Here is a 24,389-nt window from a genome sequence, read left to right as displayed (position 1 = left end):
TGTAATGAATTTTTTAGGTTCAATCAATTATTTATAGCTTCTTTGGGTGAGTTTGACGTTTTCAAAAACAAGTTCTTCTTTGTGAAGCGTTTCTTCTTTTCCTTCACCAAGGTATTCCCAGGCGGCCACATATGCGAAATTTTCATCATCCCGCAGCGCTTCTCCCTCGGGCGTTTGGTATTCGTCTCTGAAATGCCCCCCACAGGACTCGTTTCGGTGCAGGGCATCGTCAATCATCAATTCACCCAATTCAAGGAAGTCAGCCACGCGGTGCGCTTTCTCCAGGCTCAGGTTCAATTCTTCTCCCGTTCCCAATACTTTTACATCGGACCAGAATTCTTGTTTAAGGGTTTGGATCATCTCCTTGGCCTTGGTTAACCCAGCAGCGTTGCGTGCCATGCCGCAGTGATTCCACATAATCTTTCCCAATTTTTTGTGGAAGTGATCAACTGTTTTATTTCCCTTGATTCCCAGTAATTGCTGAATTCTAGCTTTGACCGCGTCTTCTGCTTTTTTGAATTCGGGGTGATCTTCAGGTATTTTGTCATAGGGCAAACCGGCCAGGTAGTCTCCCACCGTGTACGGAGCCACGAAGTACCCATCGGCAAGGCCCTGCATCAAAGCCGAGGCACCGAGCCGGTTTGCACCGTGGTCCGAGAAATTGGCCTCACCAAGGGCATACAAGCCCGGTACGGTCGTCATCAAATTGTAATCTACCCACAAGCCTCCCATGGTGTAATGCACCGCAGGATAAATCATCATTGGTGTTTTATATGGATTCTCTCCGGTGATTTTTTCATACATATCGAAAAGATTGCCGTACTTTCCACGTACCGCATCCTCCCCATCCCGAAGGATCGCATCCCTGAAATCCAAAAACACCGCTTCCCCGGTCTCGTTAACGCCACGTCCTTCGTCACAAACGTACTTTGCATTACGAGAGGCCACGTCTCTGGGCACCAGATTTCCAAACGAAGGATACTTGGTTTCCAGGTAATAATCCCTGTCCTCTTCTTTGATATCCTTCGGCGCAATTTCTCTTTTACGCAGTTTTTCAGCAATAGCTTTGGTTTTTGGAACCCACACGCGCCCATCGTTTCTCAAGGACTCGGACATCAGCGTCAATTTGGATTGGTGATCACCCGAAACGGGGATGCAGGTGGGGTGAATTTGGGTATAACAAGGGTTGCTGAAAAATGCCCCTTTCTTGTGTGCTCGCCAAGCCGCTGTGACATTCGAACCCATGGCATTGGTGGAAAGGAAAAAGACATTTCCATACCCACCGGTACACAATAGCACGGCATGTGCACTGTGAGACTCCACGGCACCGGTCACGAGATTACGAGTGATGATTCCGCGCGCTTTGCCATCTACCACCACCAAATCCATCATTTCTGTCCGTGGATAGAGCTTTACCTTGCCATTGGCAACCTGCCTGCTCAGGGCAGAGTAGGCGCCTAATAACAATTGCTGTCCGGTCTGACCGCGGGCGTAAAACGTTCGGGAGACCTGCGCGCCACCGAAAGAGCGGTTTGCAAGCAATCCTCCGTATTCCCTCGCAAATGGGACACCCTGCGCAACGCACTGGTCTATGATGTTTACCGAGACTTCGGCCAGGCGGTAAACATTCCCTTCCCGGGAACGGTAATCGCCCCCCTTAATGGTATCGTAGAACAATCGGAAAACGGAGTCTCCATCGTTCTGGTAGTTCTTAGCTGCATTGATTCCACCCTGAGCAGCGATGGAATGTGCCCTCCTGGGACTGTCCTGGAAACAAAAGGCCTTTACATTGTATCCCAATTCGGCCAGGGAAGCCGCTGCAGAGGCACCAGCCAAACCCGTCCCCACGACGATGATTTCGTATTTTCTTTTGTTGGCAGGATTTACCAACTTAACGTTAAACTTATGTCGGGTCCACTTTTCGGCCAACGGACCACTGGGTATTTTTGAATCAAGTTTCATCAATATTCAAATTTAAATTCCCTTTAATTTCGTTTTTCAGTCCCCTCAGCTGCTTTGCAAGAACATGACAATAGGTATCAGAGCAAATAGTGCCGGGATGATGATAGCAAAACCCAAACCCAATTTCTGGATAAAGGGCGTATATTTTTTATGGTTGATCCCGAGTGTTTGAAAGGCACTGGAAAACCCGTGAGAGAGGTGGAACGCAAGCACTGCCATACTTATCACGTACACGACAACATAGAGAATATTTTCAAAGGCCGCCGACACCACCGCATACCCATTTTTATAGGTGACTCCGTCATAGGTCACGTAGGGAATTTCACCAAACTTGAATTCGTACCAGAATCCACGGAGGTGGATCAATATGAAAATAAGAATCAGTGATCCCAGGATGCCCATGTTTCGGGAACTCCAGGTACTGTTGGCGGAGGATTTTGACACCGCGTACCCTACCGGTCGGGACTTTTTATTGTATCGGGTAAGTATTGCCGAGTAAATGGCATGCAGGGCGATAAACCCAAAATTGAAAATACTAACCACCCGAATGAGTGGGTTTGACGCCATCGTTTCGGCGTACATATTGAATGATTTCCCATCATCGGGAAGCAGTAACTGCAAGTTTCCGGCCAGGTGGACCACCAAAAACAAAATAAGAAATAAGCCAGTTAGGGCCATTAATAGTTTTTTACCCAGTGTACTATTCAAGGTTTTGGATACCCAACTCATACAATTTTTCGTTATTACGGTTTGATCTAAATTATTCGATCCAAATTTACATTTGGAATCCGTAGCAAACAATCAAACCACAATCAATGCTCTTATTTTAAAAGGTTCTAAATAAAACAAATCAATCTTACGATAAAATAACCAGAAGCCGGGTTTCTTTGTTTGATAAAAGAAATGAACTCCTCAAATGAAGCATCGAATTGACAGCTTGCAGGGACATACGTGAGGCAGGAGATTTTCGACATCGGTATGCCAGGAAATCAGGTCCGTTGGAATTGCGGGTGGTTATTGCCGGCAAAACATCCCTCGCTCTAAGGCAAGGGCTCAGCCAGCAGGCATTCGGGTGGGTCATTTGGGAATAAAATTGGTCAGAAAATGAAATATTCCTAAGAAAGATATAATTTAGGGTAACCATTGAAAAACCAATAACGTTTTGTTGGTAAGTCAAGCCCCGACAATAGCATCGAGAGAGGCTTTGTACTAAACATAAATCTAATGATCGGAAATCAACTTCGGAATAAATTGCTGAAAACAACCGAAAACACGACTTATTTCCCGTTTCTTTTGGGGCTGTTGTTCCTGATGATCGCTTCGGTACCTACCTCCTGGGCTACCCATATTCGGGCCGGGGAAATCATTGCCGAACGAATTTCTACGCAAACCCTCACCTACCGGATCACCGTGGTGGGATACACGGATACGCGGTCCACAGTAGTTTTTGGACCGGGGGAGATTGACTTCGGAGATGGAAGATCCGAGGTACTGAACACCGAAAGTGATTTCAATCTGACCGAAAACCTCGGAAACAACATCGAAAAGAATGTTTTTGTCATCACACATACCTACCAGGGACCCGGGAGTTACACCATTCGGTTTATGGAGTTCAACCGAAACGCGAATACGCTAAACATGGATCAGTCGGTAGATACGCCTTTTTATATTGAGACAATGATCACCATTGACCCTTTTTTAGGCGTCAATAATTCCCCCATACTGACCATCGCTCCGGTAGACAATGGGGCAGTAAACCAAACCTACATTCACAACCCGGGCGCATACGATCCGGATGGGGACAGCCTGGCCTATGTGTTGGACATTCCCAAACAAGCATTTCAACGGGAAGTAAACAATTACAGAAGCCCTGCTTCGGATGAGTTTAGCTTTAGCCAACAAGATGGAACCACACCTCCTTTTCTGGCGCTGGATCCGGTGACGGGAGATTTGGTCTGGGATGCGCCGGGAATAGGCGGGCAATACAATGTGGCCTTCCGAATAGAAGAATGGCGCCTGGTGGCCGGGAATTGGGAACGTATCGGCTATGTACTTCGGGACATGCAAATCATCATTGAGAATACGGACAACCGAAGGCCTGAATTGATCATGCCAGACGACATCTGTGTGGAGGCTGGAACGGAAATCACCGAAATCTTCCAGGGAGTGGATCCGGATGGGGACCCCATCATGATCGAGGTTTTTGGAGATCCGGTGGAAATTACCTCTTCTCCCGCCTCCTACAGCCCCGTATCCACCTTTCAGCCCTCTCCGGGTATTATCAGTTTTCAATGGCAGACAGTCTGCAACCACGTGCGGGCCAGAACCTACCAGGTAAGGGTTCGCATACAGGACCAACCCGACTCAGGGCCGGCCTTGGTGGATATCAAGACCTGGAACATTACCATTGTGGCTCCCCCGCCCATGCCCTACGCCATCGAACAGCAGCAGGGACGTTCCGCTGTTCTGGAATGGGACCCCTACGAGTGCTCCAATGCCGCCGAAACCATGCAGGTTTGGCGCAGGATCAATAGTGATCCCTATGAGCCCGATTCCTGCGAAACAGGTATCCGTGGAGGATATACCCTGGTGGGGGAAACCGACATGGAAACCTTTGATTTCAGAGATACCAACGGCGGTATGGGGCTCAGTCCCGGAAACACCTACTGCTACCGTCTGGTAGCAGCTTTCCCTTCCCCAAGAAGCGGTGAAAGTTATGTCTCGGAAGAAATCTGCATCACCGTAGATGTGGACGTACCGCTCATTACAAATGTAAGCGTGGAGGCGACCGACACCGAGTCGGGACAAATGCTGGTGCGTTGGACACCTCCCTACGATATTGACACCGATCTGTACCCCGGACCTTACACCTATGAACTGATACGGAATCAGGGATTTTCCGGGCAAAGCAATCCCACTTCGCTGGTTACAACGGCCGATACGGTGTTTACCGACACTCAGTTAAACACGGAGAACCTGGTATACAATTACAAAGTGGTGCTTTTGTCCAACGGAGAAAAAATAGACACCAGCGGTGTGGCATCGTCCGTGCGGGTGGATCCCACCATTATCAATGAAGCCATCGAACTCCAATGGGAATACCAGGTGCCCTGGAACAACGAGGACGGTGCCTTCCCCCACTTGATTTACAGAAACAGAACCGATCCGGAAGCTGCGGACACCGAAACTTTTACATTGATTGCAGAAGTAGACGTGACAACATCGGGTACGGTGTATTTGGACGACGGAAGCCATAATGGTGTTCCGCTGGACACCGAAAAAGAGTATTGCTACTATGTGGTGACCAATGGCAGTTACAACCTGGACATTCTGGAGTATCCTCTTGCAAATAATTCCCAGATTGTTTGCGCGCGTCCCGACGACGACCGACTTCCCTGCCCACCCGTACTCAGCTACGAAGGGCCGGAATGCGAGGCATTTCTGGCGGATAAGCCCTGTAATTTCAGCGACTTCTACCACGACCTGAGTTGGGAACCTGATTTTTCCGGGGAATGCGATACGGAACTTAACGGCTACCGCATCTATTTCTCAGAGAACGGAGAAGAAGGAACATTCAATTTGGTGAAATCGGTGCCGGTCATTCAGCAAGAAACCCGCATGGAAGGGCTTATGGAGCTCAAAGGCTGCTACTACATTACTGCGATCGACCGATCGGGCAATGAGAGCGAGCCCAGCAATATCGTCTGCGTGGACAATTGTCCAAATTACGAGTTGCCCAACGTGTTCACGCCCAATGGCGATAATGTAAACGATACCTTCCAGGCCTTCGACAACCCCTACGAAAAGTGTCCCCGCTTTGTAGAAGCAGTAGAAATTAATATTTACAATCGCTGGGGAACACTCGTTCATTCCTATAACAGTAATTTAGCCGCTGAAAACAACATCTACATCCATTGGGATGGCAGGGATACCGAGGGCAATGACCTGCCCGCCGGAACTTATTATTACGAAGCAACGGTTTATTTTAATGTATTGGACGAAAGCTTGCGTGTAAGAAAAAGCAAAGGCACGATCCAACTAATGAAATGATGGTTAGAGTAGTTGAACCATTGAAACCGTAAATTTTATTTTGCTAACGTTGCTCCAGCAACAGGAAATGCTGATTATGAAAGCCCAGACTAAAACAAGGCAAGATAGCCTTAGCCCAGCCGATGCGCTGCTCCTTTTAAAAGAGGGAAACAAACGATTTGTTAATAACCTGCGTACCGACAAAAATCTACTTCAAATGGTCAACGATACCCGGGACGGGCAGTGGCCCTTCGCGGTAGTACTAAGCTGCATTGATTCGCGAACCTCCGCCGAATTGGTTTTCGACCAGGGATTGGGAGATATTTTCAGCGCGCGGGTGGCTGGAAATGTGGTCAATGAGGATATTTTAGGTAGCATGGAATATGCGGTGAAGTATGCCGGATCGAAGCTGGTCCTGGTGCTGGGACATACCAAGTGCGGTGCCGTTACCAGTGCCTGTCAAAAAGTAAACGATGGAAACATAACGGCACTCCTTCACAAGATTCAGCCTGCCATCGAACGCGCGGAAAAAGAAGCTACCGTATCCACGAATACCCAAGAATTTGTAGAGAAAGTAGCTACCTTTAATGTCCTTGAGGCAATGGAAGAGATTCGCGAACGGAGTGCAATTATCCGGGAGATGGAAAGCGACGAAAAAATTCAAGTCGTTGGAGCAGTTTACGACGTAGAAACGGGAATCGTTAATTTCTTTGACAACTAAGGAATCGGAGGACAAAAGATTTTGAGGCAGCTTTGGACATCGTGTTGAAGCTGCCTCTTTTTTTTCTTACCTTTGCATTCGTTCACCAACAAAACCTTTTGTATTCATGGTAGCTTATGTATTCCCTGGCCAAGGAGCCCAATATCCCGGAATGGGAAAAGAACTGTATGCCCAAAAAGCAGAAGCAAAAAAACTTTTTGAACTTGCCAATGAAATCCTTGGATTTAAGATTACCGACATCATGTTTGAAGGGAGTGCCGAATCCCTGATGCAAACCAATGTAACCCAACCGGCGGTATTCCTCCACTCGGTTATTTCCGCTTTGACCTCTGACACCTTTTCTCCGGATATGGTCGCCGGACATTCTCTGGGTGAATTTTCTGCGCTGGTTGCCAACCGGGTATTGCGCTTTGAAGACGGGCTGCAATTGGTACACCGCAGGGCCCTTGCCATGCAGGAAGCCTGCGAGATCAATCCCTCTGGGATGGCCGCCATTTTAGGTCTTCCCGATCAGGAAGTGGAAGCAATTTGTGCCGAGATAAAAAACCATGTAGTGGTCCCCGCCAACTACAATTGCCCCGGCCAGTTGGTGATTTCGGGGAGCCTGGAAGGCATTCAAATCGCCTGTGAAAAGATGAAGGAGGCCGGTGCCAAAAGAGCACTTCCGTTGCCAGTAGGAGGCGCTTTCCACTCGCCGTTGATGGAACCGGCCCGGTTAAAACTGGAATCGGCCATCAATTCCACCCCCTTTGGTACACCGGCCTGCCCGGTTTACCAAAATGTGAGTGCCACTGCCGTAACGGACATCGCTACCATCAAAAAAAACCTGAACGCTCAGCTGACTGCTCCGGTAAAATGGACACAATCGGTTCAGCAAATGGTTACCGATGGCGCAGAAAAATTCATTGAATGCGGCCCTGGAAAAGTTTTGCAGGGATTGGTGAAAAAAATTCACAAAGAGGCCGAGGTAGCTCCGCTCGACTAAGCATTGCCTGCAACCACTAGCTGCCGGCGTACAAGCGGACGGACAATGGGTCCCTGCATGCTGCCAATAAATCCCGATTGCTTACCTGTAACGCCGGGTGCAGAAAGTCCGGAAGAATTTCAGTCAGTGGTACCAACACAAATTTTCTGAAGGGCAGCTGGGGATGCGGCACCTGCAACGTATCCGTGTCGATCAATCGATCGTCAAAGTAGAGGATGTCAATATCCATGGTGCGATCCCCCCATTTGTCGCCCCTTCTTCGTCCCAGTGCATGTTCTACCTGTTGAAGAAACCGTAATGTTGTCAGGGGATCCATCTCCGTCTGCAAGGCGAGTACTTGATTCAGGTACGCCTCCTGCGAGTTTCCTCCCCATGCCTCTGTCTCGTAAACCCCCGATGAGCGCAGCAGCACCATTTTCCGAAGCAAGCGATCCAACGCTTCCCTTATTAGCGAAAGCCGATCACCCTGATTACCTCCCAATCCCAAAATCACCCGATGCATCATCAATTAAATTAAATCAAAAACTACAGTTTTGTCAAAAATAGGTTATTTTTGAAACTTACTAAACAGACCGCGTCCATGAAATTTTTAAGCAATGTTTTGGCCGTTATTGTCGGGTTATTGGTCTTTTGGGTACTGGCATTCTTTATCCTGGCCGGAATCATCGCAATTAGTGCAGGTTCCGCAGAAGTAGAAATAAACGAAAACTCCCTGCTTCACATTCGTTTGAACGGCGTCGTGCTTGTCGAACGATCACCCGACGAGGACCTTAGTCTACCACCTCTGCCATTTGTAGGAAATGTGTCTACTGTCGGAATCAATCAGATTATCAAGGCCATCAAAACAGCGGGAGAAAACGAAGAGATAAAGGGTATTTACCTGGAAAGCGGATTGCTCGCCGCCGGCCAGTCACATGTCCTGGAAATCCGCAATGCGTTAGAGGATTTTAAGGAAAGCGGGAAGTTTATCGTCGCTTATGGAGAGTATTTTACCGAAACGGGATATTTTCTTTGTTCTGTCGCCGACGAAATCTACCTGAATCCCATCGGTGACCTTGAATTCAACGGCTTTGCCGCCACTCCTCTCTTCTTCCGTGGCTTGCTGGAGAAAATTGAGGTGGAGCCAGTCATTTTTCGGGTAGGTGAATTCAAAAGTGCCGTAGAGCCCTTTATTCAGGATAAAATGAGTGAAGAAAACCGCCTGCAAACCGAGGCCTACCTGAAGGATCTGAATGGTATACTCGTCAGGGAAGTCGCCCAAAGTCGTTCGTTGTCTGTTGAAACCGTGCAGGACATCAACAACAATATGTCCGTTAGAACCAATCAGGATGCCGTTGATCTTGGACTGATTGACGCTCTTTGGTACGACGACCAGGTCAAAGCACGGCTAAGAGAAAAACTGGGACTGGAAGAGGAGGCTGCGATCAATAGCATTACAATCAGTGGGATCAACCAAACCAGCACCGAAAAAAACCGGCTTTCCCGAAATCAGGTCGCCGTGATAGTAGCAGATGGGGAAATAGTGGGGGGAGAAGCACCGGATCAGATCGGCTCAGAGGCATTTTTACGAGAGATCCGAAAAGCCCGAAAAAACAAAGATATAAAAGCGATTGTCCTCCGGATCAATTCTCCAGGCGGATCGGTAGTCGCTTCCGAGGTGATTTGGCGGGAATTGTCGGAAGCTCAAAAAGCAAAACCACTCATCGCTTCCATGTCCAACTACGCGGCTTCTGGCGGATATTACATTGCCGCCCCGGCAGATACCATTGTCGCCCAACCCAACACCATTACCGGATCCATCGGAATCTTTGGCATTCTATTTAACGCACAAGGGCTTTTGAATAACAAACTGGGCATCACCACAGATGCAGTCACGACGGGCACTTACTCGGATTTTCTGAATCCTACCAAACCCCTGTCGGATACGGAGAAAGACATGATGCAAACCAAGGTGCAAGAAGGGTACGATACATTTATCCAACGTGTAGCGGAGGGACGGGCGATGAACAAAGAAGCGGTAATGTCCATTGCCGGAGGCAGGGTTTGGTCCGGAGTGGCAGCAAAAGAAATCGGCCTGGTTGATGTGTTGGGGGGCTTGGACGAAGCCATTCGCATCGCCGCCGAAAAGGCCGGTTTGGAGCAGGAATACCGAGTGGTGTACTACCCCAAACAAAAATCCTTTCTGGAGCGACTTATGGATGATTTTGGCGCCGATGTGCAGGGTACTTACCAACGATTGAAGTTCGGCAACTCCTATGAATTCTATCAAACCCTGGAACGCATCAAACGGCTGGAAGGAAGGATGGCTCTCTTGCCCTTCCTGTTAGAAATAGACTGATTTATTGCATTTTAGGTAAAAAATATAGAATTTGCGGTTAAAAAATAATGCACCTAATCCAATGAATCGTCGAAACTGCAGATTCCTCCTTTTTTTTGTGACAGGTTCCGTTTTCCTAATCCATGGATTGCGTGCCCAGGATTCCTATTCCATTGCCACCTATACCATCCGATACGACAACCCCACCGATACGGCCAATCAGCAGGAACAACGCTCTCCCCATCCCATTAACTTAATTCGTTTTCACGAGATGGACATCATTGGCACTAAGGAAGGGCTTTACACGCAGGTTGAGGACATTCAAAAAGAGTTTGGATTTCCGTACATCGGTATCGGCGCGCATCTGGAAGAGGAACGGGAGTCCTGTGCCGTTTATTACGACCCCGAAAAATATGAACTTTTGGACGAGGGCACCTTCTCGTTACCCAAGAGTGCAGAAAATCCTCTCGGTAGTTCCGATGAGGCATCAAACAGGATCTGTTCGTGGGGCAAATTTCAAAGTCCTGAAGGAGACTACTTTTACGTTTTTAATGTGCATTATACGCACCTGGGGACCAAAGCAAGGGTGGAAAGTAGCAAATTACTGCTGAAAAAAATTCAGGAAATAAACAAAGACCACCTTCCCTGTATCGTAACGGGAGACTTTACGGTGGAGGACAATAGCGATGTGTATCAGGAATTGCTTGAAGGCCACCATTCGGAAAAAAGGCCCCTTTTCCTGGTGACGAGCGAAGGTACCTACACCACCTTTCCAGAATTCCTCGGGAATATTTCGGGAAGTGCTCTTTCGCTCCTCCTTTCCTCCCATTGAGCGTTCCTGACAGGGAAAACTGCGCGTTGTCCGGCTGGGAACACCCCTGCTGAAAACGGATATTTTTTGGAATTCCTATAGTAAAAAAGTATTCCTTCAGGCAATTTTGTGTTATTTTTGCCCCCTAAATGACGAACGCATGGCACTTCCCACCAAATATAATTCCCAGATAGCTGAATCCAAATGGTACCGGTATTGGATGGATCACGGCATGTTTCACTCGGAGCCAGACGAGGAACGGGAGGCCTATTCTATCGTTATTCCCCCACCGAATGTGACCGGCGTGCTCCACATGGGGCACATGCTCAATAACACCATTCAGGATATTCTTGTGCGGAAAGCACGCATGGAAGGGAAGAATGCCTGCTGGGTACCCGGCACCGACCATGCCTCTATCGCGACAGAGGCAAAAGTGGTAGCCATGCTTAAAGAAAAAGGCATCGAAAAAAAATCGCTTTCAAGAGAAGCTTTTTTGGAACATGCCTGGGAATGGAAAGAGAAATACGGGGGTATTATTCTCCAGCAATTAAAGAAACTTGGGGCTTCCTGTGATTGGGAACGAACCCGGTTTACGATGGACGCCTCATTGAGTGAGGCCGTTGTCAACGTTTTTGTAGACCTGCACCAAAAAGGAAAAATCTACCGTGGCATCCGCATGGTCAACTGGGACCCCAAAGGGAAGACGGCCCTTTCCGATGACGAAGTGGTATACAAGGAGGTTTCGTCCACATTGTACCACATTGCCTATGCCATCGAGGGTTCGGAGGAGTCGCTAACGATAGCAACTACCCGTCCTGAAACCATCATGGCCGATGTCGCCATATGCGTGCATCCAGAAGATCCCCGATACAAGCATCTCAAAGGGAAAAATGCATTGATTCCCCTGATCAACCGTCCCATACCCATTATAGAAGACGAATACGTGGACCGGGAATTTGGAACGGGATGCCTGAAAATTACCCCTGCCCACGATATCAACGATTATGAAATAGGCCTGAGGCACCAACTGGAAGTCATCGATATTCTAAACGATGACGGGACCCTCAACGAAAAGGCGGGGATTTTGATTGGGGAAGACCGCTTCGTAGCCCGCAAAAAAATCGCTGCTTTATTGAGCGAGTCTGGACAACTAACCCAGGAAGAGGCCTATGCCTCAAACGTAGGGCATTCCGAACGAACCGATGCAGTCATTGAGCCCCGGCTGTCCATGCAGTGGTTTTTAAAGATGGAAGAAATCACCCAACCTGCCCTGCGGGCGGTCATGGATGACGCCGTACGGTTGTTTCCGCCCAAATTCAAAAACATGTACAAAAGCTGGATGGAGAATGTCCGCGACTGGTGCATTTCCAGGCAGCTTTGGTGGGGACACCGAATACCGGCTTACTACCTCCCAAACGGCGCCTATGTCGTTGCAAATTCAGCAGCCGATGCACTTGACCTGGCAAGAAAGAAGTTTGACCCGGCATACACCGAACAGGATTTGAAACAAGACGAAGATGTGCTAGACACATGGTTTTCGTCCTGGCTTTGGCCCATTTCCGTCTTTGATCCGGAGTTTTTCAAAACCGGAAAAAAAAATAAAGACCTCGCATACTACTATCCCACCAATGACCTCGTTACCGCTCCGGAAATTCTATTTTTTTGGGTCGCACGGATGATCATTGCCGGATACGAGTATACCGGAGAAAAGCCATTTAAAAACGTGTATCTGACAGGAATTGTCCGAGATAAACTGGGAAGGAAAATGTCCAAATCGCTCGGCAACTCCCCCGACCCTCTTGCGCTGATCGATACCTATGGTGCGGATGGGGTGAGGACGGGCATGCTCTTTAGCAGTCCTGCCGGCAACGACCTTCCTTTTGATGAAAAGCTGGTCGAACAGGGAAGGAATTTTTGCAATAAAATATGGAACGCCTACCGCCTGATTGAGGGCTGGGAAGTCCGTGAGGAGGTAAATCCCGCAAATGAAACCGCTATCGCCTGGTTTGAAAGCAGGTTCAACCAATCGCTGGCGGAACTAATGGACCATTTTGAAAAATTCCGGATTTCGGATGCCCTCATGACTGCCTACAAACTAGTGTGGGGTGACTTTTGTTCCTGGTACCTGGAAATGATCAAACCCGCCTATCAGGCCCCCATCGATGCACGTACGAAAGACCGAACCCTATCCTATTTCGAAAACCTGTTGAAAATCCTGCACCCATTCATGCCATTCATTACTGAGGAGTTGTGGCAGCAAATCGGAAAACGGAAAGACGGAGAGGCGTTGATGCTTTCGCCATGGCCCAAACAAAATGCCTTTGACGAACGGATTGTCGCGGAGGCGCAGCACATTTTCGACCTGGTCTCGCAAATTAGAAACGCACGTGCAGCGAAGGGAATATCGCCCAAAATTGCTTTGGCCTTGTTTGTAAAAACCAACGAAGAAGCCGTATACGAACGTTTTGCGGCGGTGATCCAAAAGCTGGCGAATGTATCTTCCGTTACTTACGGCGAAACGAGCGGAAATGCATTGACCTTTGTGGTAAAGGCAGACGAATTTTTTATCCCTATCGAAGAAGAAATTGATCTGGATCAGGAGAAAGAAACGGTACTTAAGGAACTGGAATATACCAAAGGTTTTTTGAATTCTGTGTCAAAAAAATTGTCAAACGAAAGATTTGTTTCAAACGCGCCTGCAGCGGTCGTAGAAAAGGAAAAGAAAAAAATGGAAGACGCGCAATCCAAATTGAAAGCGCTGGAAGAGAGCTTAAAGAAACTACAGCAGTAGCCCTCAAAATTCTATGGCGATGGAAGTGGTTATTACGGTGTTTTCCTTGGCTAACTTTCCTCTTCGATGATCGAATACCGGATCCGGACTTCGGTTGTACCGGTACTCCAAACGGATAAGACTGTTTTCCGTGACCGCGTAATCCATGTTGATTGAGGCTCCGGCAACCTTCATCCCCTCAGGGAGGATTACGCCATTGGGATCGGAGTAATGCTCTGCTCGCACGGCCACTGCGAGGGGTTCGGTCAGCTGTTTTCTCAACGATGCGGTCATCCCCATCCACCGGTTCAGCGAGCGAGAAAATAAACGTTCCTCGATTCCGTAGTCCAAACCGCCAATTATTCCCCAGCTATTCCACTCGTAGCGCAGGTATGCGTTATTGAAAAACCGATAAATTGACAAGGGAGCGGGGTACTCGTTTCCCAAATAATTGGAATAGCTGAGTTCCAGTTTTTCCGCGGGACGGTAACGAATACCCGCACCCAACCCCACACCACGGTGATTATTGATTCGCTGAACGGTCTGCCAGCCATTGGTAAGCCAAAAGACCATTTCCAGATCTTCGGATGGGGCATAGGTAACCCGTGCCCCGGTGAGGTAATAGGGAGAGCTCTCTGCCAACAGGCTTCTGGACAGGTGCCAGCAGGATTTTCCTAGGGCACTTTCAAAGCCAAGGTGAGAGGGCATGACGCCCATATCCATCCACAAATCCTCCAGGATACGTACCCCGACGGAAGCCTCGTAAACAAATTGAGCCCAGGCTGGCTGCCCTTCCAGGTTGTACCGGGCATAATCCCCTACCATTATCCCCAATTTGCTACGAACCTTTTCGGCAGCATATTCCGCTTGCAAGAGACCCAAATTCAGTGAAACTTCGTTGTGCCGCTTGTAATTAAAAAAAAGATCCGGCCGCTCGTTGGATGCCGGTTGCCCAAAATCAAAGGCATAGTAGGTCTCCAGATAGCCGGAAAATCTCAGTTGTTCCGGTGTGATTTGTGCCTGAGCATTCCCCCATGCGAAAAAGAGGAAGGAAAAAAGCAGGCATCTCGCTCTCATTTTTGCTGAATTCTTCGAAACGTTTTGTCGTAGAGGGCAATGGCTTCGTTAATGATACGGGTCGCATCGGCTTTTCCCAGAAAGTCCTCTACCTTTACTTCTTTATTTTCCAGCTTTTTGTAATCCTCAAAAAAACGATGCGTTTCTTTCATCAAATGGGGTGGTAGCTCCGAAATATCGTCGATATAGTTTACCGATTGATCGTCGGCGGCAACGGCAATGATTTTATCGTCTGCGTCGCCTCCATCGACCATCCGCATGACACCAATGACCTTTGCCTTGACCAGAGTCATGGAGGGGATGTCGATTTGAGATATGATTAGAATATCCAGCGGGTCATGATCCTCACAAAAGGTCTGGGGAATAAACCCGTAGTTGGCAGGGTAATGGACTGCGGAAAAAAGCACGCGATCCAGCAACAACATCCCGGACTCCTTGTCCAGTTCGTATTTCCCTTTACTTCCTTTGGGAATCTCTATCACTCCCATTACATATTCCGGAGAATCTGCACCTATACTAACGTCATGCCAAGGATTAATCATAAAAAAAACATTTTAATTACCATTATTTGGGACGCAAATTACTTCCATTTTGCCTCTCAACAAAGCAATCAGGGAAAATTTTATTTGGCAAGACGGGAAGATGTAAGGACTGCATCAACTAAAAAATGGGGGTCGTTTGGGTTCGCTGCAGTCGGAATCAGGTGGTCGAAGGAAAAAACCAATGGAAAACCGTCCACCTTAAGAGGATTCCAGGCTGGGTAAATCTACCCGAATGACCGTTCCTTTCCCTACATCCGAGGAAAGGCGAACGGTTCCCTTTAATTGTTCCACGGACTCTTTCACCATGTACAAGCCCAAGCCCGAGCCTACATTTCGTTGCGTAGCACGGTGAAAAAGATTAAATACGTCGGTTTGGTGCTTTTCTTCGATCCCGATGCCGTTATCCGAAACCTCCAGAAAAGCTTTATCCTTACGGGCTTGTACCCGGATGCATATCCAGCCGGGGCCGCTTTCCTTTTGGAATTTGTAGGCATTGCTGAACAGGTTATTGATAACAACCCGGATTTTGGACTCGTCTGAAAAAAATACTCCCTCCTGTTCGATTTGAAATTTTAATTCCACACAACTCAAATCCCACTTGAGCTTGTATTCCTCGATCAATTGGTCCAAAATATCCTGAAAATGGATGGGCACGATCTTATTTTCTATCTTGGTAGATCGGTAAAAGTCCAGCATTTTGTAAATAAAATCGTCGAGTTTAAGGGTAGCCGAATCTATCATTTCAAAATATTCGATGATCCCGGGCTCAAGGACCTCCGTTTTTGCAAGCTTGGAAATCCCGGAAATACTCATGAGTGGTCCCCTGAGTTCGTGTGAAAGACTGTATACAAACTGATTCATTTCCGTATGCAATTTCTCCAGTCGCTCGGTTTTTTCCTTTAACTCTTTTCGTGCATAATAAATTTCGGCGGCGTTTATAATGGCATTTTTGATCTGCTCCAGGTTCCAGGGCTTGTCGATAAATCGATACACCTCCCCGCGGTTGATTGCATCGATGACACTGGCAATGTCCGAATATCCGGTAAGCAATATCCGGATGGGATCGGGATTGACCTCCACAAGTCTTTCGAAAAATTCCACCCCGGTGAGACCCGGCATTCGCTGATCGGCAATGACGACTTCAAACTCTCTGGTCCTGGCTATTTCCAGCCCCTCTTCGGCATCCAATGCCGTGTAGACTTTAAACTCCCTCCTCAATGCTGCTTTAAATGAATTCAGATTATTATCCTCATCATCTATGTACAGCACATTGATTTTCTTTGCCATCAGCTGTTAATTTTGATTGATCGGCAGATCAATGATAAAAGTAGTACCTACTTGCTCCTCTGATTCAACTTTTATAGTTCCCTTATGGTTTTCAATAATCGTATATACAATGGAAAGCCCCAAACCGGTTCCCTTCCCGACCGCTTTGGTGGTAAAGAACGGTTCAAAAATCTTGTCCCTTACATGGGGAGGCATCCCGGGACCGTTGTCCTGAATTTTTATTACTACCCGGCCGTTTTCCAAGGACGTTGCAATGGTCAATTCAGGTTCTCTTCCTTCCACGGGGTGATCCGACAACGCATGAATCGCGTTGCTGATGATGTTCATAAATACCTGATTGATTTTACCTGCCAGGCATTCAACCTGCGGAATGGATCCATAATTCTTCGTCAGCTTTATCTTACCTGACATGTTGCTATTCAACAGGATCAAGGTACTGTCTAGTCCATCGTGCAGGTCCACTTTCTTAACGTCCTGCTCATCCACTCTGGAAAACAACTTCAATCCGCGAACAATTTCAACGGTCCGTTTGGCACCGTCTTCCATTCCGTTGAGTAATTGCTCGACCTCTTCGATCAGGTAGTCAAGTTCGATATCTTCCTCCATCTCCTCAATTTCCGACTTGCTTTCCTCGTTAAACTCCTCTCTTCCTTTTTCCCGATAAATCTCCATTAATTCGAGGATATCTTTGAGGTCCCGCTTTAACGGAGAAATATTGGAACTCACAAAATTGATCGGGTTGTTGATTTCGTGGGCAATGCCGGCAGTCAATTGACCGAGTGAGGCCATCTTTTCCTGGTTTACCAGCTGGGTTTGCGTATTTTGAAGATTTTTAAGGGTCATCTCCAATTCCTCCGTCCTGGATTTCACCATGTCCTCCAGGTACAGATTTTGTTCCTTTATTAGCCGTTCATTTTCCTTCACTGCTTCCAACTTATCCAGTTGCTCGCGTTCTTTTTCCTTCTTGAGGATATTAATTTTGTCAGCCAACGCAAAGGAAAGCAGCAGCGCTTCAATGGCCGTTCCTGCCAGTAGCGGGAAATTGGCATAGGAACCCAGGTCGATGATTCGGAGATTGTGCATGATAAATACTACCAATCCGAAAAGCAGGAACGTCCAGGCCAGAAGAAAAAAGTAGGCGGAACGGTACCCTTTTCTCGCAGCTATTATACCAATACTAAAAAAACATACCGCCAATATCAAGCCATTCAGATTCGTCAGTGAGTAACTTAATTCAACGTAGCCGAATACCCGAAAAATCAGGATCACGATATAGGCTGCAGGGATCAGGTACAGATACTTGTTGTATTTCGGGACATACACGTCGGTCTTTAGAAACAACTGAATAAATGGAATCACAAAGATACTGGAGACCGTAGTAAAGCCGATGATACTGATTTCGTAAAGAAAAGCGTCTTCGAACAGAAAAAAGTAGGAATAGCCCGACAAGGATAATTGGGCCAACGCAATGAACAAAATGTAGAAACAATAGTAGAGGTATACCCCATCTTTGACGGAAAAATAAAGAATCAAATTGTACAAAAACAAGGCAATCATTATCCCAAAATAGGTACTAATGATGATCAACCGGAGGCTATAATTCTGAAAAAACGAAGCCTCTGGCGAAATCGCGATATCGAATGCTATCGGGACATCCGCCTTGATACGAAAGACAAAATGAGAACTGAGTGCTTCGGTATGCTTGATTTCAAAAAATGGGTTCGGATTTTTTAGGGGGTTGGACCCGGAAGCTAGGGTACCGGCAGTTTCGGTAAACGCCAATTGCCCATTGCTATCAAACCGTACCAACTGCACCTCTCGAAATGCGGGGTTGCTCAATTCAATAATGTAAACGCTATCGCGCAGGATCCCGTTCACATCATTTAAATTCAACATGATGTACAAGTTTTCGCTTACCACCCCAAGGTCGAGTTTTTGTGCGGCACGCTGAGTAAACAATTCCTTATCCAAATCACTAAAAGAAACAGGCGCATCCGAGGTAAAGTAGGAGAAGTTTTCAAAACGCATGCCTTCATCCTGACTAAAAACCCCCAGATAATAAATGATAGGAACAGTGACAAAAAGAATCAAAAACAAGGACAAGCCGATGCTTCTCAGGTAATTGTACAGGTTTTTCATTTATCAGGTTTAGGTATTTGAAGTTCAAACTGCAGTTCCATCTCCCCTTTCGGACCACTTTCGATCGTATTGAAATTAATCTTTTTTCGTAAATCAAAAATATACGCACGTTCGGTGTCCTGAGCATGGGAAAGCTCATCTATATCGTTAATCTCCAGCGCAGTGGCTATTAATCCTTCCTTGGGATAATAAAAAGAACCGTTATCTCCCAACATGGAAATCACTTCGTAACCCACGCTTTTTGAAATACTGAGCGTGACAGGCGAGCTCAAACCAAATAACTTTTTGAGATTTAACTGAGGCAAAATGGCTATCCCTACACGTACCAAATAAATGCTCCCGATTCCATACCCGGCGACTTCACGGCTATTCCACAGTCCGCAGTACTCGGCTACCTCCAGGTCCTTGAAAACGGACAGGTAATCGATGATTTTCGGATCTATTTCCTTGATCGCTAACTCAAAGGGAAGCGGAAAGTTTTCCGTTCGCAATTGGATCCTTCCTCCTCCTAAAATCCGTAAGTCCTCCATGGATTCAAACAGGATCAAGTAGACATGCGGATTCAGCGCCCAGGAACGGTCCGCTGATGTTACCTTGGTAATACCATACGACTCTAGCACCTTATGGTGGCCAAAAATGTATTTTTCGGTGGCTTCTATGTCATCTATAGCCCTGACGATCCTAACTCTAACCTTCATTCAGATTGATTATATGGTCCAAATCAACATAAAACCTTCCCGAGGCCACGCTTTGTCCAAGAAGCAACATTCTAGCATAATGGCAACAGGCAGCGCCTCCCAAGATGACAGACGAAGCCAATTGAGGCCAGGAAGTTATGGATTTTCCTAGTTCAGAAAAACTGTATTTTACTCTTTCGGATAGGTTCTCAAACTGCAATAGGGCCATCATCACATCCTTTCCATTTTCTGGCAATTTCGCCAATAGGCCTTCTTCCTCGCCGAACCCCTCCAAAAGTCCGTGAAAAATAGGCCGATCCGGTTCAAGGTCAAATCGCTCAATGTCCATCATCCCTCGATCGCTGGTATCCATGAGTACCGGTATCCCCATGGCCTTGGCCTTCATACGAGCCAGAAGCTTGATGGGCAAACTGTCACATTCCTCAATCAACAGATCCAATTTCTTCCCCTCCCAGCTTAAAAAAGCTTCCAAATTCTTTTCGGTCACCCCCTCGTTAAACGCGGTAACTTTTAAATATGGATCTATTTCCGCTATTTCACGCGCTACAATCCAGGATTTTTTAATTCCAAGGTTGAATAAACCCGTCCGAATTCGATTCATGTTACTCAAATCCAGGGTATCAAAGTCGGCTATCCGAAGCTCACCAAAACATCTCTCCATCGCCAGACACAGCGCCACGCTTTGCCCTACAGACAGTCCGACAACTCCAATGGATTGATTCTGAAGTTTTTCCTGTTCTTCGTCGGTAATTTTGTAGCGATTTCTTACGGTTCGTAGCTGCACAAAATCCTTCTCTTCAAGTATTCGAACCAAGGTATTTCTCCAAGGATAATACACCCAATTTCCGCAGTCCGCAGGACTTCTTCCCGAGGCTAAAAAAAAATCCGATTTCTTGGCCGACAACTCCTCCAAACATAAATTTCTTTTCGGGTTACGGGCCTTGATTAACTCTGTCAACTGCAGTTCAAATGTATCAAAAAACATTACTTTACCTGTATCCTTCATTTTTTTTACTACATCTTTATCCTCCTGATTCATAGGAGATAAGATTATAGGTTTCCAGGCATGATCAAACTCATTTTTTTTGGTTGAGCTGTCCATAATTTTTATGACTAAAACAGGTGATAATGTTGGTAAAGTTATATTTTTGTGATCATAAACAATCAAAAATACAGAATTAATTTATTATATTTTTTTTTGTATTTTAGGTTTAATTCCTTAATTTATAAAATAAACTTTTGAATATAAATAAATTACGATTAAACTAATGAATAATAATTGAAAATAACGGTTATTTTACTAAAATTAAAAATTCAATTTTTTATTCTTTACAAATTACAGGGCAATTACGATATTTAAGGCATGGAAAAAGAAAAGATCAGGATATTGTATGTGGATGATGAGGTGAACAATCTCAAAGCGTTTAAAGCTACTTTTAGAAGGGACTATAAGATCTTTCTGGCAGAATCTGCGGATGAAGGCAGGGATATCTTGCTTCAGCAGGATATCGACATCATCATTACCGACCAACGAATGCCCAAAGAAAACGGGGTGGATTTTTTGGAATCGATCATCCCCATGCATCCCGATCCCATGCGAATTTTGCTGACAGGGTATACGGATATTCAGGCCGTGATTGATGCCATTAATAAAGGAAAAGTATACCACTATTTAACAAAACCCTGGGAAGAGGACTACCTTCGGACCGTGGTAAAAAACGCGTTTGAAGTTTTTTCGCTAAGAAAAGAAAATAAACAGCTGACCGATAGCCTGCTGAAAGCTAACGACCAGTTGGAATTTCTCCTCCGTCAAAACCTGCTTTCCTGAGCGCTGTAATTCAGTACCTGGCAGCCAATAGCAGTTGGAGTTCTTTGTGTGCCATTTGAAACTTTCTTCCCAGGTGGGCATTCGTCAAGCTGCCTCTATAGGTATATACCCCTTTCATAAACCATTTGTAGTTAAAAATCATCTCCTCTGCGCCTCCAAGGTCAGCCATCTGTAACAGAATCGGCGTGAATATATTACTTAAGGAGTAGGAGGCCGTTCGGGATACCCGGGCGGCAATGTTTGGAACGCAATAATGAATCACCCCGTGTTTTCTATACACCGGATCGCTATGGCTGGTCATTTCTGAGGTGGCAATGCAGCCGCCCTGATCGATACTAACATCGATCAGAATGCTCCCTTCCATCATCTGCGCTACCATTTCTTCGGAAACCACCACTTTTGGTCTGCCCTTTTCTGCCCGAAGTGCACCGATGACTACGTCCGATTCCTTCAGTGCCTGCCCCAATACGTAGTTGTCAATCGTAGAAGTGAAAACCTGCTGTCCCAACACTTGCTTGATTCGCCGCAACTTGTAAATGTGATTGTCAAAAATCTTGATGGTAGCCCCCAATCCCAGAGCAGCCCGTGCAGCGTATTCCGCCACCGTACCTGCCCCGATAATAACTACCTGGGTCGGAGGCACACCCGTTATTCCTCCCAATACCAACCCTTTTCCTTCATTGGCACTGCTGAGGTATTCGGCAGCGATCAACATCACCGTACTACCCGCGATCTCACTCATGGCACGGACCACCGGCATGCCCCCTACTTTGTCTTCCAGATGTTCAAATGCGACGGCGGTAACTTTCTTTTGATTCAATGCCTGAATGAAGGAAGCGTTTTGTTTTCCAAGCTGAAGGGCGGATATCAGGCAGGAACCCTGACGCATGCTATCTATCTCTTCCAGGGTAGGAGGTTCGACTTTTAATACCACGTCCGCATCCAGTGCTTCCCGATTGCTTAGCACCACCGATGCGCCTGCCTCGGAATAATCCGTATCGGAAAACTTCGCCAATTTCCCGGCGTTGGTCTCTACTTTTACCCGTTGTCCGTTTTGTACCAAGAGAGAAACCGCCTCGGGAGTGAGGACCACTCGCTTTTCCTGATCTGCGGTTTCCCGGGGAATGCCGATCACCACCTGTGTTCCCCGCTTTTTTACCCGGGCCATGGATTCTTGGGTGTACACTTGTGTCTCCGTTGCTATTTCAGAAAATCCTGATCCCGTTATCATTGATGGATAATTTTTACCGCTAGATGCCTTGTTTCTTTTTCTCCTTTTCGAATTTCGATCCATGCAAAGGACTCAGGCAAAAAAGAAGGGATTTTTTCCGCCCACTCTACAAAACAGTAATTTCCGCTGTAGAAATATTCCTCCACCCCTATATCTACTGCTTCCACAGGGTCCTCTATCCTGTAAAAGTCGAAATGATAGATGGTTTCCGCGTTTTTTGTCTGGTATTCGTTTACCAGTGCAAAGGTAGGGCTGCTCACCGGGTCTTCCACGTCGAGAAGCCGACAAATGGCCTTGATCAGGGTCGTTTTACCCGCTCCCATCTCTCCCTGGAACACCCATACGCGAAAATCCCTGCATAAATCTAGGATTAATTCGGCGGAATTTGAAATTTCATCCAATTGTTTGCATTGCCAGGTTTTCAACGGATCGCTATTTTGGCTGTAAATGGACTATGGGAATAATCATCTCTTCAAGGGACACTCCTCCGTGCTGAAAGGTGTCCTTGTAGAAATTCACGTAGTAGTTATAGTTATTGGGATAGGCAAAGAAATAGTCCTCTACAGCAAATACGTAGCTAGACGATATATTCAGCTGTGGCAGCCTGGCTTCTTCCGGCCGCTTTATTTCAAAAACCTTACCGGACTCAAAATTAAGGTTTTTTCCCTGTTTGTACCGTAAATTGGTGGTTACGTTTCGGTCACCGATGATTTTATACGGTTTATTTACCCTTTTGGTGCCATGATCGGTGGTGACAATCACATCCGCTCCGGACTGACTGATCTTTTTAAACAATTCGAAAAGCGAACTGTGTAAAAACCAACTGATGGTAAGCGAACGGTAGGCAGACTCGTCCGGGGCCAATTCCCGGATCATTTTCATATCCGTCCTGGCATGGGACATCATGTCCACAAAATTGTAGACCAAAACATTGAGGTCGTTTTTGATCAGGTTTGGAAACTGATCCAAAACCGCTTTCCCCTGATTTGTTTGGAGGATCTTCTGATAACTGGAACGAATGGACAGCCGATTTTTTTTGAGGTTTATGGCAAGAAATTCCGCCTCGTTATTGTTTTTCCCTTCCTCCGTATCTTCCCCTTCCCAAAGGTCGGGATGGTTTTTGGCCATGTCCAAAGGCATCATTCCACTAAAAAGAGCATTTCTAGAAAAGGCAGTGGTCGTAGGAAGTATGCTGTAGTAGGTCAGATCCTCTTTGACCGTAAAATAATCCCGAAGTTGGTTTTCAATCATTTCCCACTGGTCCAACCGCAAGTTATCGATGACGATAAAAAACAGCGGCTTTCCTTCTTTTAGCTTTGGGAATACATGTTGCTTCATCACCTGATGCGATAGCACCGGCTTGCTACTATTGGGAACATTCAACCAATCCAGGTAATTTTCTTTGATAAATCGGGCAAAATTAACGTTGGCTTCTACCTTTTGGGATTCCAAAACCTCCTGCATGCTTTTGTTTTCGGTTTCGTCAATTTCCAATTCCCAATACGTTAGTTTTTTGAATATCTCCGCCCACTCTTCGTGATCGATGGCATCGTTGTAGGCCATGCTGATATTCCTGAAATCCTGCTGGTAGGAAAGATTTGTTTTCTCACTGATCAGTTGCTTGTTCTGCAAAATCTTCTTTGCCGACAAAAGGATTTGGTTGGGATTGATGGGCTTGATGAGGTAATCGGCTATTTTACCTCCGATCGCATCGTCCATGATATGTTCTTCTTCACTTTTCGTGATCATGACCACGGGTATCTGGGGTTTAAGACTCTTGATCTGTTGCAAGGTTTCCAGACCGGTCATGCCCGGCATCATTTCGTCTAAAAAAACCAAATCGTAATTCTCCTCTTCCACCTTTTCGATGGCATCCAATCCACTATTTACCGTGACAATATCGTAGCCTCGTTGTCGTAAAAATAAAATATGGGGCTTCAGGAGATCGATCTCATCGTCGGCCCATAATATTTTGAAATTTTGCATCGTAAT

19 protein-coding genes are annotated in these 24,389 nt (G+C 46.5%); 7 read left to right on the top strand and 12 right to left on the bottom strand.

From position 1 onward, the window contains the following. Window positions 1-27: 27 nt before the first annotated feature. On the bottom strand, window positions 28-1,962 hold the full coding sequence (locus tag ABWH99_RS05975) for a fumarate reductase/succinate dehydrogenase flavoprotein subunit (RefSeq protein ID WP_375585380.1): 1,935 nt from the start codon (window positions 1,960-1,962) through the stop codon (window positions 28-30). Between the two features lie 45 nt (window positions 1,963-2,007). After that, complete coding sequence (locus tag ABWH99_RS05970; RefSeq protein WP_375585379.1) at window positions 2,008-2,691, bottom strand: succinate dehydrogenase cytochrome b subunit; 684 nt, start codon at window positions 2,689-2,691, stop codon at window positions 2,008-2,010. A 582-nt stretch (window positions 2,692-3,273) separates the two neighbouring features. On the opposite strand from ABWH99_RS05970, the gene ABWH99_RS05965 reads away from it, so the two are divergent. The 3 genes from ABWH99_RS05965 to fabD all read left to right on the top strand — a co-directional run bounded on the left by ABWH99_RS05965 (window position 3,274) and on the right by fabD (window position 7,697). Next, a complete protein-coding gene (locus ABWH99_RS05965) occupies window positions 3,274-6,012 on the top strand; it encodes a gliding motility-associated C-terminal domain-containing protein (RefSeq protein WP_375586548.1) in 2,739 nt (912 codons plus the stop codon). 67 nt (window positions 6,013-6,079) lie between these two features. After that, window positions 6,080-6,712 (top strand): carbonic anhydrase family protein, encoded by a 633-nt coding sequence (locus ABWH99_RS05960; protein ID WP_375586547.1) that lies wholly within the window; start codon window positions 6,080-6,082, stop codon window positions 6,710-6,712. 106 nt (window positions 6,713-6,818) lie between these two features. Beyond that, window positions 6,819-7,697, top strand: a complete 879-nt coding sequence (gene fabD / locus ABWH99_RS05955) for an ACP S-malonyltransferase (RefSeq protein ID WP_375585378.1) — start codon at window positions 6,819-6,821, stop codon at window positions 7,695-7,697. A 16-nt stretch (window positions 7,698-7,713) separates the two neighbouring features. On the opposite strand, the gene folK is transcribed toward fabD, so the two are convergent. Next, on the bottom strand, window positions 7,714-8,202 hold the full coding sequence (folK, locus tag ABWH99_RS05950; protein WP_375585377.1) for a 2-amino-4-hydroxy-6-hydroxymethyldihydropteridine diphosphokinase: 489 nt from the start codon (window positions 8,200-8,202) through the stop codon (window positions 7,714-7,716). 75 nt (window positions 8,203-8,277) lie between these two features. On the opposite strand from folK, the gene sppA reads away from it, so the two are divergent. The 3 genes from sppA (at window position 8,278) to ABWH99_RS05935 (ending at window position 13,616) form a co-directional block, all read left to right on the top strand. Next, window positions 8,278-10,035, top strand: coding sequence for a signal peptide peptidase SppA (gene sppA, locus ABWH99_RS05945; RefSeq protein ID WP_375585376.1), 1,758 nt, complete (start codon window positions 8,278-8,280; stop codon window positions 10,033-10,035). Between the two features lie 61 nt (window positions 10,036-10,096). Next, window positions 10,097-10,846, top strand: a complete 750-nt coding sequence (locus ABWH99_RS05940) for an endonuclease (protein ID WP_375585375.1) — start codon at window positions 10,097-10,099, stop codon at window positions 10,844-10,846. Window positions 10,847-10,985: 139 nt separating this feature from the next. Beyond that, window positions 10,986-13,616: a valine--tRNA ligase gene (locus ABWH99_RS05935; protein ID WP_375585374.1), complete on the top strand. Its 2,631-nt coding sequence runs from the start codon at window positions 10,986-10,988 to the stop codon at window positions 13,614-13,616. A 3-nt stretch (window positions 13,617-13,619) separates the two neighbouring features. Here ABWH99_RS05935 and ABWH99_RS05930 read toward each other — a convergent pair whose 3' ends face one another. The 6 genes from ABWH99_RS05930 to ABWH99_RS05905 all read right to left on the bottom strand — a co-directional run bounded on the left by ABWH99_RS05930 (window position 13,620) and on the right by ABWH99_RS05905 (window position 20,506). Beyond that, window positions 13,620-14,672, bottom strand: coding sequence for an outer membrane beta-barrel protein (locus ABWH99_RS05930; protein WP_375585373.1), 1,053 nt, complete (start codon window positions 14,670-14,672; stop codon window positions 13,620-13,622). Continuing rightward, window positions 14,669-15,214, bottom strand: a complete 546-nt coding sequence (locus ABWH99_RS05925) for an inorganic diphosphatase (RefSeq protein WP_375585372.1) — start codon at window positions 15,212-15,214, stop codon at window positions 14,669-14,671. Before ABWH99_RS05925 ends, ABWH99_RS05930 begins: the two co-directional genes overlap by 4 nt. Window positions 15,215-15,412: 198 nt before the next feature. Next, window positions 15,413-16,501: an ATP-binding protein gene (locus ABWH99_RS05920; RefSeq protein WP_375585371.1), complete on the bottom strand. Its 1,089-nt coding sequence runs from the start codon at window positions 16,499-16,501 to the stop codon at window positions 15,413-15,415. Between the two features lie 6 nt (window positions 16,502-16,507). Then, complete coding sequence (locus ABWH99_RS05915; RefSeq protein WP_375585370.1) at window positions 16,508-18,640, bottom strand: 7TM diverse intracellular signaling domain-containing protein; 2,133 nt, start codon at window positions 18,638-18,640, stop codon at window positions 16,508-16,510. Beyond that, window positions 18,637-19,338, bottom strand: a complete 702-nt coding sequence (locus ABWH99_RS05910) for a hypothetical protein (RefSeq protein WP_375585369.1) — start codon at window positions 19,336-19,338, stop codon at window positions 18,637-18,639. Before ABWH99_RS05910 ends, ABWH99_RS05915 begins: the two co-directional genes overlap by 4 nt. Then, window positions 19,328-20,506: a ThiF family adenylyltransferase gene (locus ABWH99_RS05905; RefSeq protein WP_375585368.1), complete on the bottom strand. Its 1,179-nt coding sequence runs from the start codon at window positions 20,504-20,506 to the stop codon at window positions 19,328-19,330. The genes ABWH99_RS05910 and ABWH99_RS05905 overlap by 11 nt, the downstream gene beginning before the upstream one ends. 195 nt (window positions 20,507-20,701) lie before the next feature. Between ABWH99_RS05905 and ABWH99_RS05900 the strand changes: the two genes are divergently transcribed. Further along, on the top strand, window positions 20,702-21,166 hold the full coding sequence (locus ABWH99_RS05900) for a response regulator (RefSeq protein ID WP_092174092.1): 465 nt from the start codon (window positions 20,702-20,704) through the stop codon (window positions 21,164-21,166). A 10-nt stretch (window positions 21,167-21,176) separates the two neighbouring features. Here ABWH99_RS05900 and ABWH99_RS05895 read toward each other — a convergent pair whose 3' ends face one another. The 3 genes from ABWH99_RS05895 to ABWH99_RS05885 are packed head-to-tail and all read right to left on the bottom strand — an operon-like array spanning window position 21,177 to window position 24,383. Continuing rightward, on the bottom strand, window positions 21,177-22,397 hold the full coding sequence (locus ABWH99_RS05895; RefSeq protein WP_375585367.1) for an alanine dehydrogenase: 1,221 nt from the start codon (window positions 22,395-22,397) through the stop codon (window positions 21,177-21,179). Next, on the bottom strand, window positions 22,394-22,798 hold the full coding sequence (gene tsaE, locus ABWH99_RS05890) for a tRNA (adenosine(37)-N6)-threonylcarbamoyltransferase complex ATPase subunit type 1 TsaE (RefSeq protein ID WP_375585366.1): 405 nt from the start codon (window positions 22,796-22,798) through the stop codon (window positions 22,394-22,396). Before tsaE ends, ABWH99_RS05895 begins: the two co-directional genes overlap by 4 nt. 31 nt (window positions 22,799-22,829) lie before the next feature. Further along, complete coding sequence (locus ABWH99_RS05885; protein WP_375585365.1) at window positions 22,830-24,383, bottom strand: PglZ domain-containing protein; 1,554 nt, start codon at window positions 24,381-24,383, stop codon at window positions 22,830-22,832. Window positions 24,384-24,389 lie beyond the last annotated feature (6 nt).

Origin of the sequence: Cyclobacterium xiamenense (genome assembly GCF_042140265.1) — a bacterium.
Classification (GTDB): Bacteria; Bacteroidota; Bacteroidia; order Cytophagales; family Cyclobacteriaceae; genus Cyclobacterium; species Cyclobacterium xiamenense_A.
This window is presented reverse-complemented; position numbering and strand designations above follow the sequence as displayed.

Coding starts and splice junctions, on each gene's coding strand:
- ABWH99_RS05975 (WP_375585380.1), bottom strand. CDS start 1,962: ATGAAACTTGATTCAAAAATACCCAGTGGTCCGTTGGCCGAAAAGTGG.
- ABWH99_RS05970 (WP_375585379.1), bottom strand. CDS start 2,691: ATGAGTTGGGTATCCAAAACCTTGAATAGTACACTGGGTAAAAAACTA.
- ABWH99_RS05965 (WP_375586548.1), top strand. CDS start 3,274: ATGATCGCTTCGGTACCTACCTCCTGGGCTACCCATATTCGGGCCGGG.
- ABWH99_RS05960 (WP_375586547.1), top strand. CDS start 6,080: ATGCTGATTATGAAAGCCCAGACTAAAACAAGGCAAGATAGCCTTAGC.
- fabD (WP_375585378.1), top strand. CDS start 6,819: ATGGTAGCTTATGTATTCCCTGGCCAAGGAGCCCAATATCCCGGAATG.
- folK (WP_375585377.1), bottom strand. CDS start 8,202: ATGATGCATCGGGTGATTTTGGGATTGGGAGGTAATCAGGGTGATCGG.
- sppA (WP_375585376.1), top strand. CDS start 8,278: ATGAAATTTTTAAGCAATGTTTTGGCCGTTATTGTCGGGTTATTGGTC.
- ABWH99_RS05940 (WP_375585375.1), top strand. CDS start 10,097: ATGAATCGTCGAAACTGCAGATTCCTCCTTTTTTTTGTGACAGGTTCC.
- ABWH99_RS05935 (WP_375585374.1), top strand. CDS start 10,986: ATGGCACTTCCCACCAAATATAATTCCCAGATAGCTGAATCCAAATGG.
- ABWH99_RS05930 (WP_375585373.1), bottom strand. CDS start 14,672: ATGAGAGCGAGATGCCTGCTTTTTTCCTTCCTCTTTTTCGCATGGGGG.
- ABWH99_RS05925 (WP_375585372.1), bottom strand. CDS start 15,214: ATGATTAATCCTTGGCATGACGTTAGTATAGGTGCAGATTCTCCGGAA.
- ABWH99_RS05920 (WP_375585371.1), bottom strand. CDS start 16,501: ATGGCAAAGAAAATCAATGTGCTGTACATAGATGATGAGGATAATAAT.
- ABWH99_RS05915 (WP_375585370.1), bottom strand. CDS start 18,640: ATGAAAAACCTGTACAATTACCTGAGAAGCATCGGCTTGTCCTTGTTT.
- ABWH99_RS05910 (WP_375585369.1), bottom strand. CDS start 19,338: ATGAAGGTTAGAGTTAGGATCGTCAGGGCTATAGATGACATAGAAGCC.
- ABWH99_RS05900 (WP_092174092.1), top strand. CDS start 20,702: ATGGAAAAAGAAAAGATCAGGATATTGTATGTGGATGATGAGGTGAAC.
- ABWH99_RS05895 (WP_375585367.1), bottom strand. CDS start 22,397: ATGATAACGGGATCAGGATTTTCTGAAATAGCAACGGAGACACAAGTG.
- ABWH99_RS05885 (WP_375585365.1), bottom strand. CDS start 24,383: ATGCAAAATTTCAAAATATTATGGGCCGACGATGAGATCGATCTCCTG.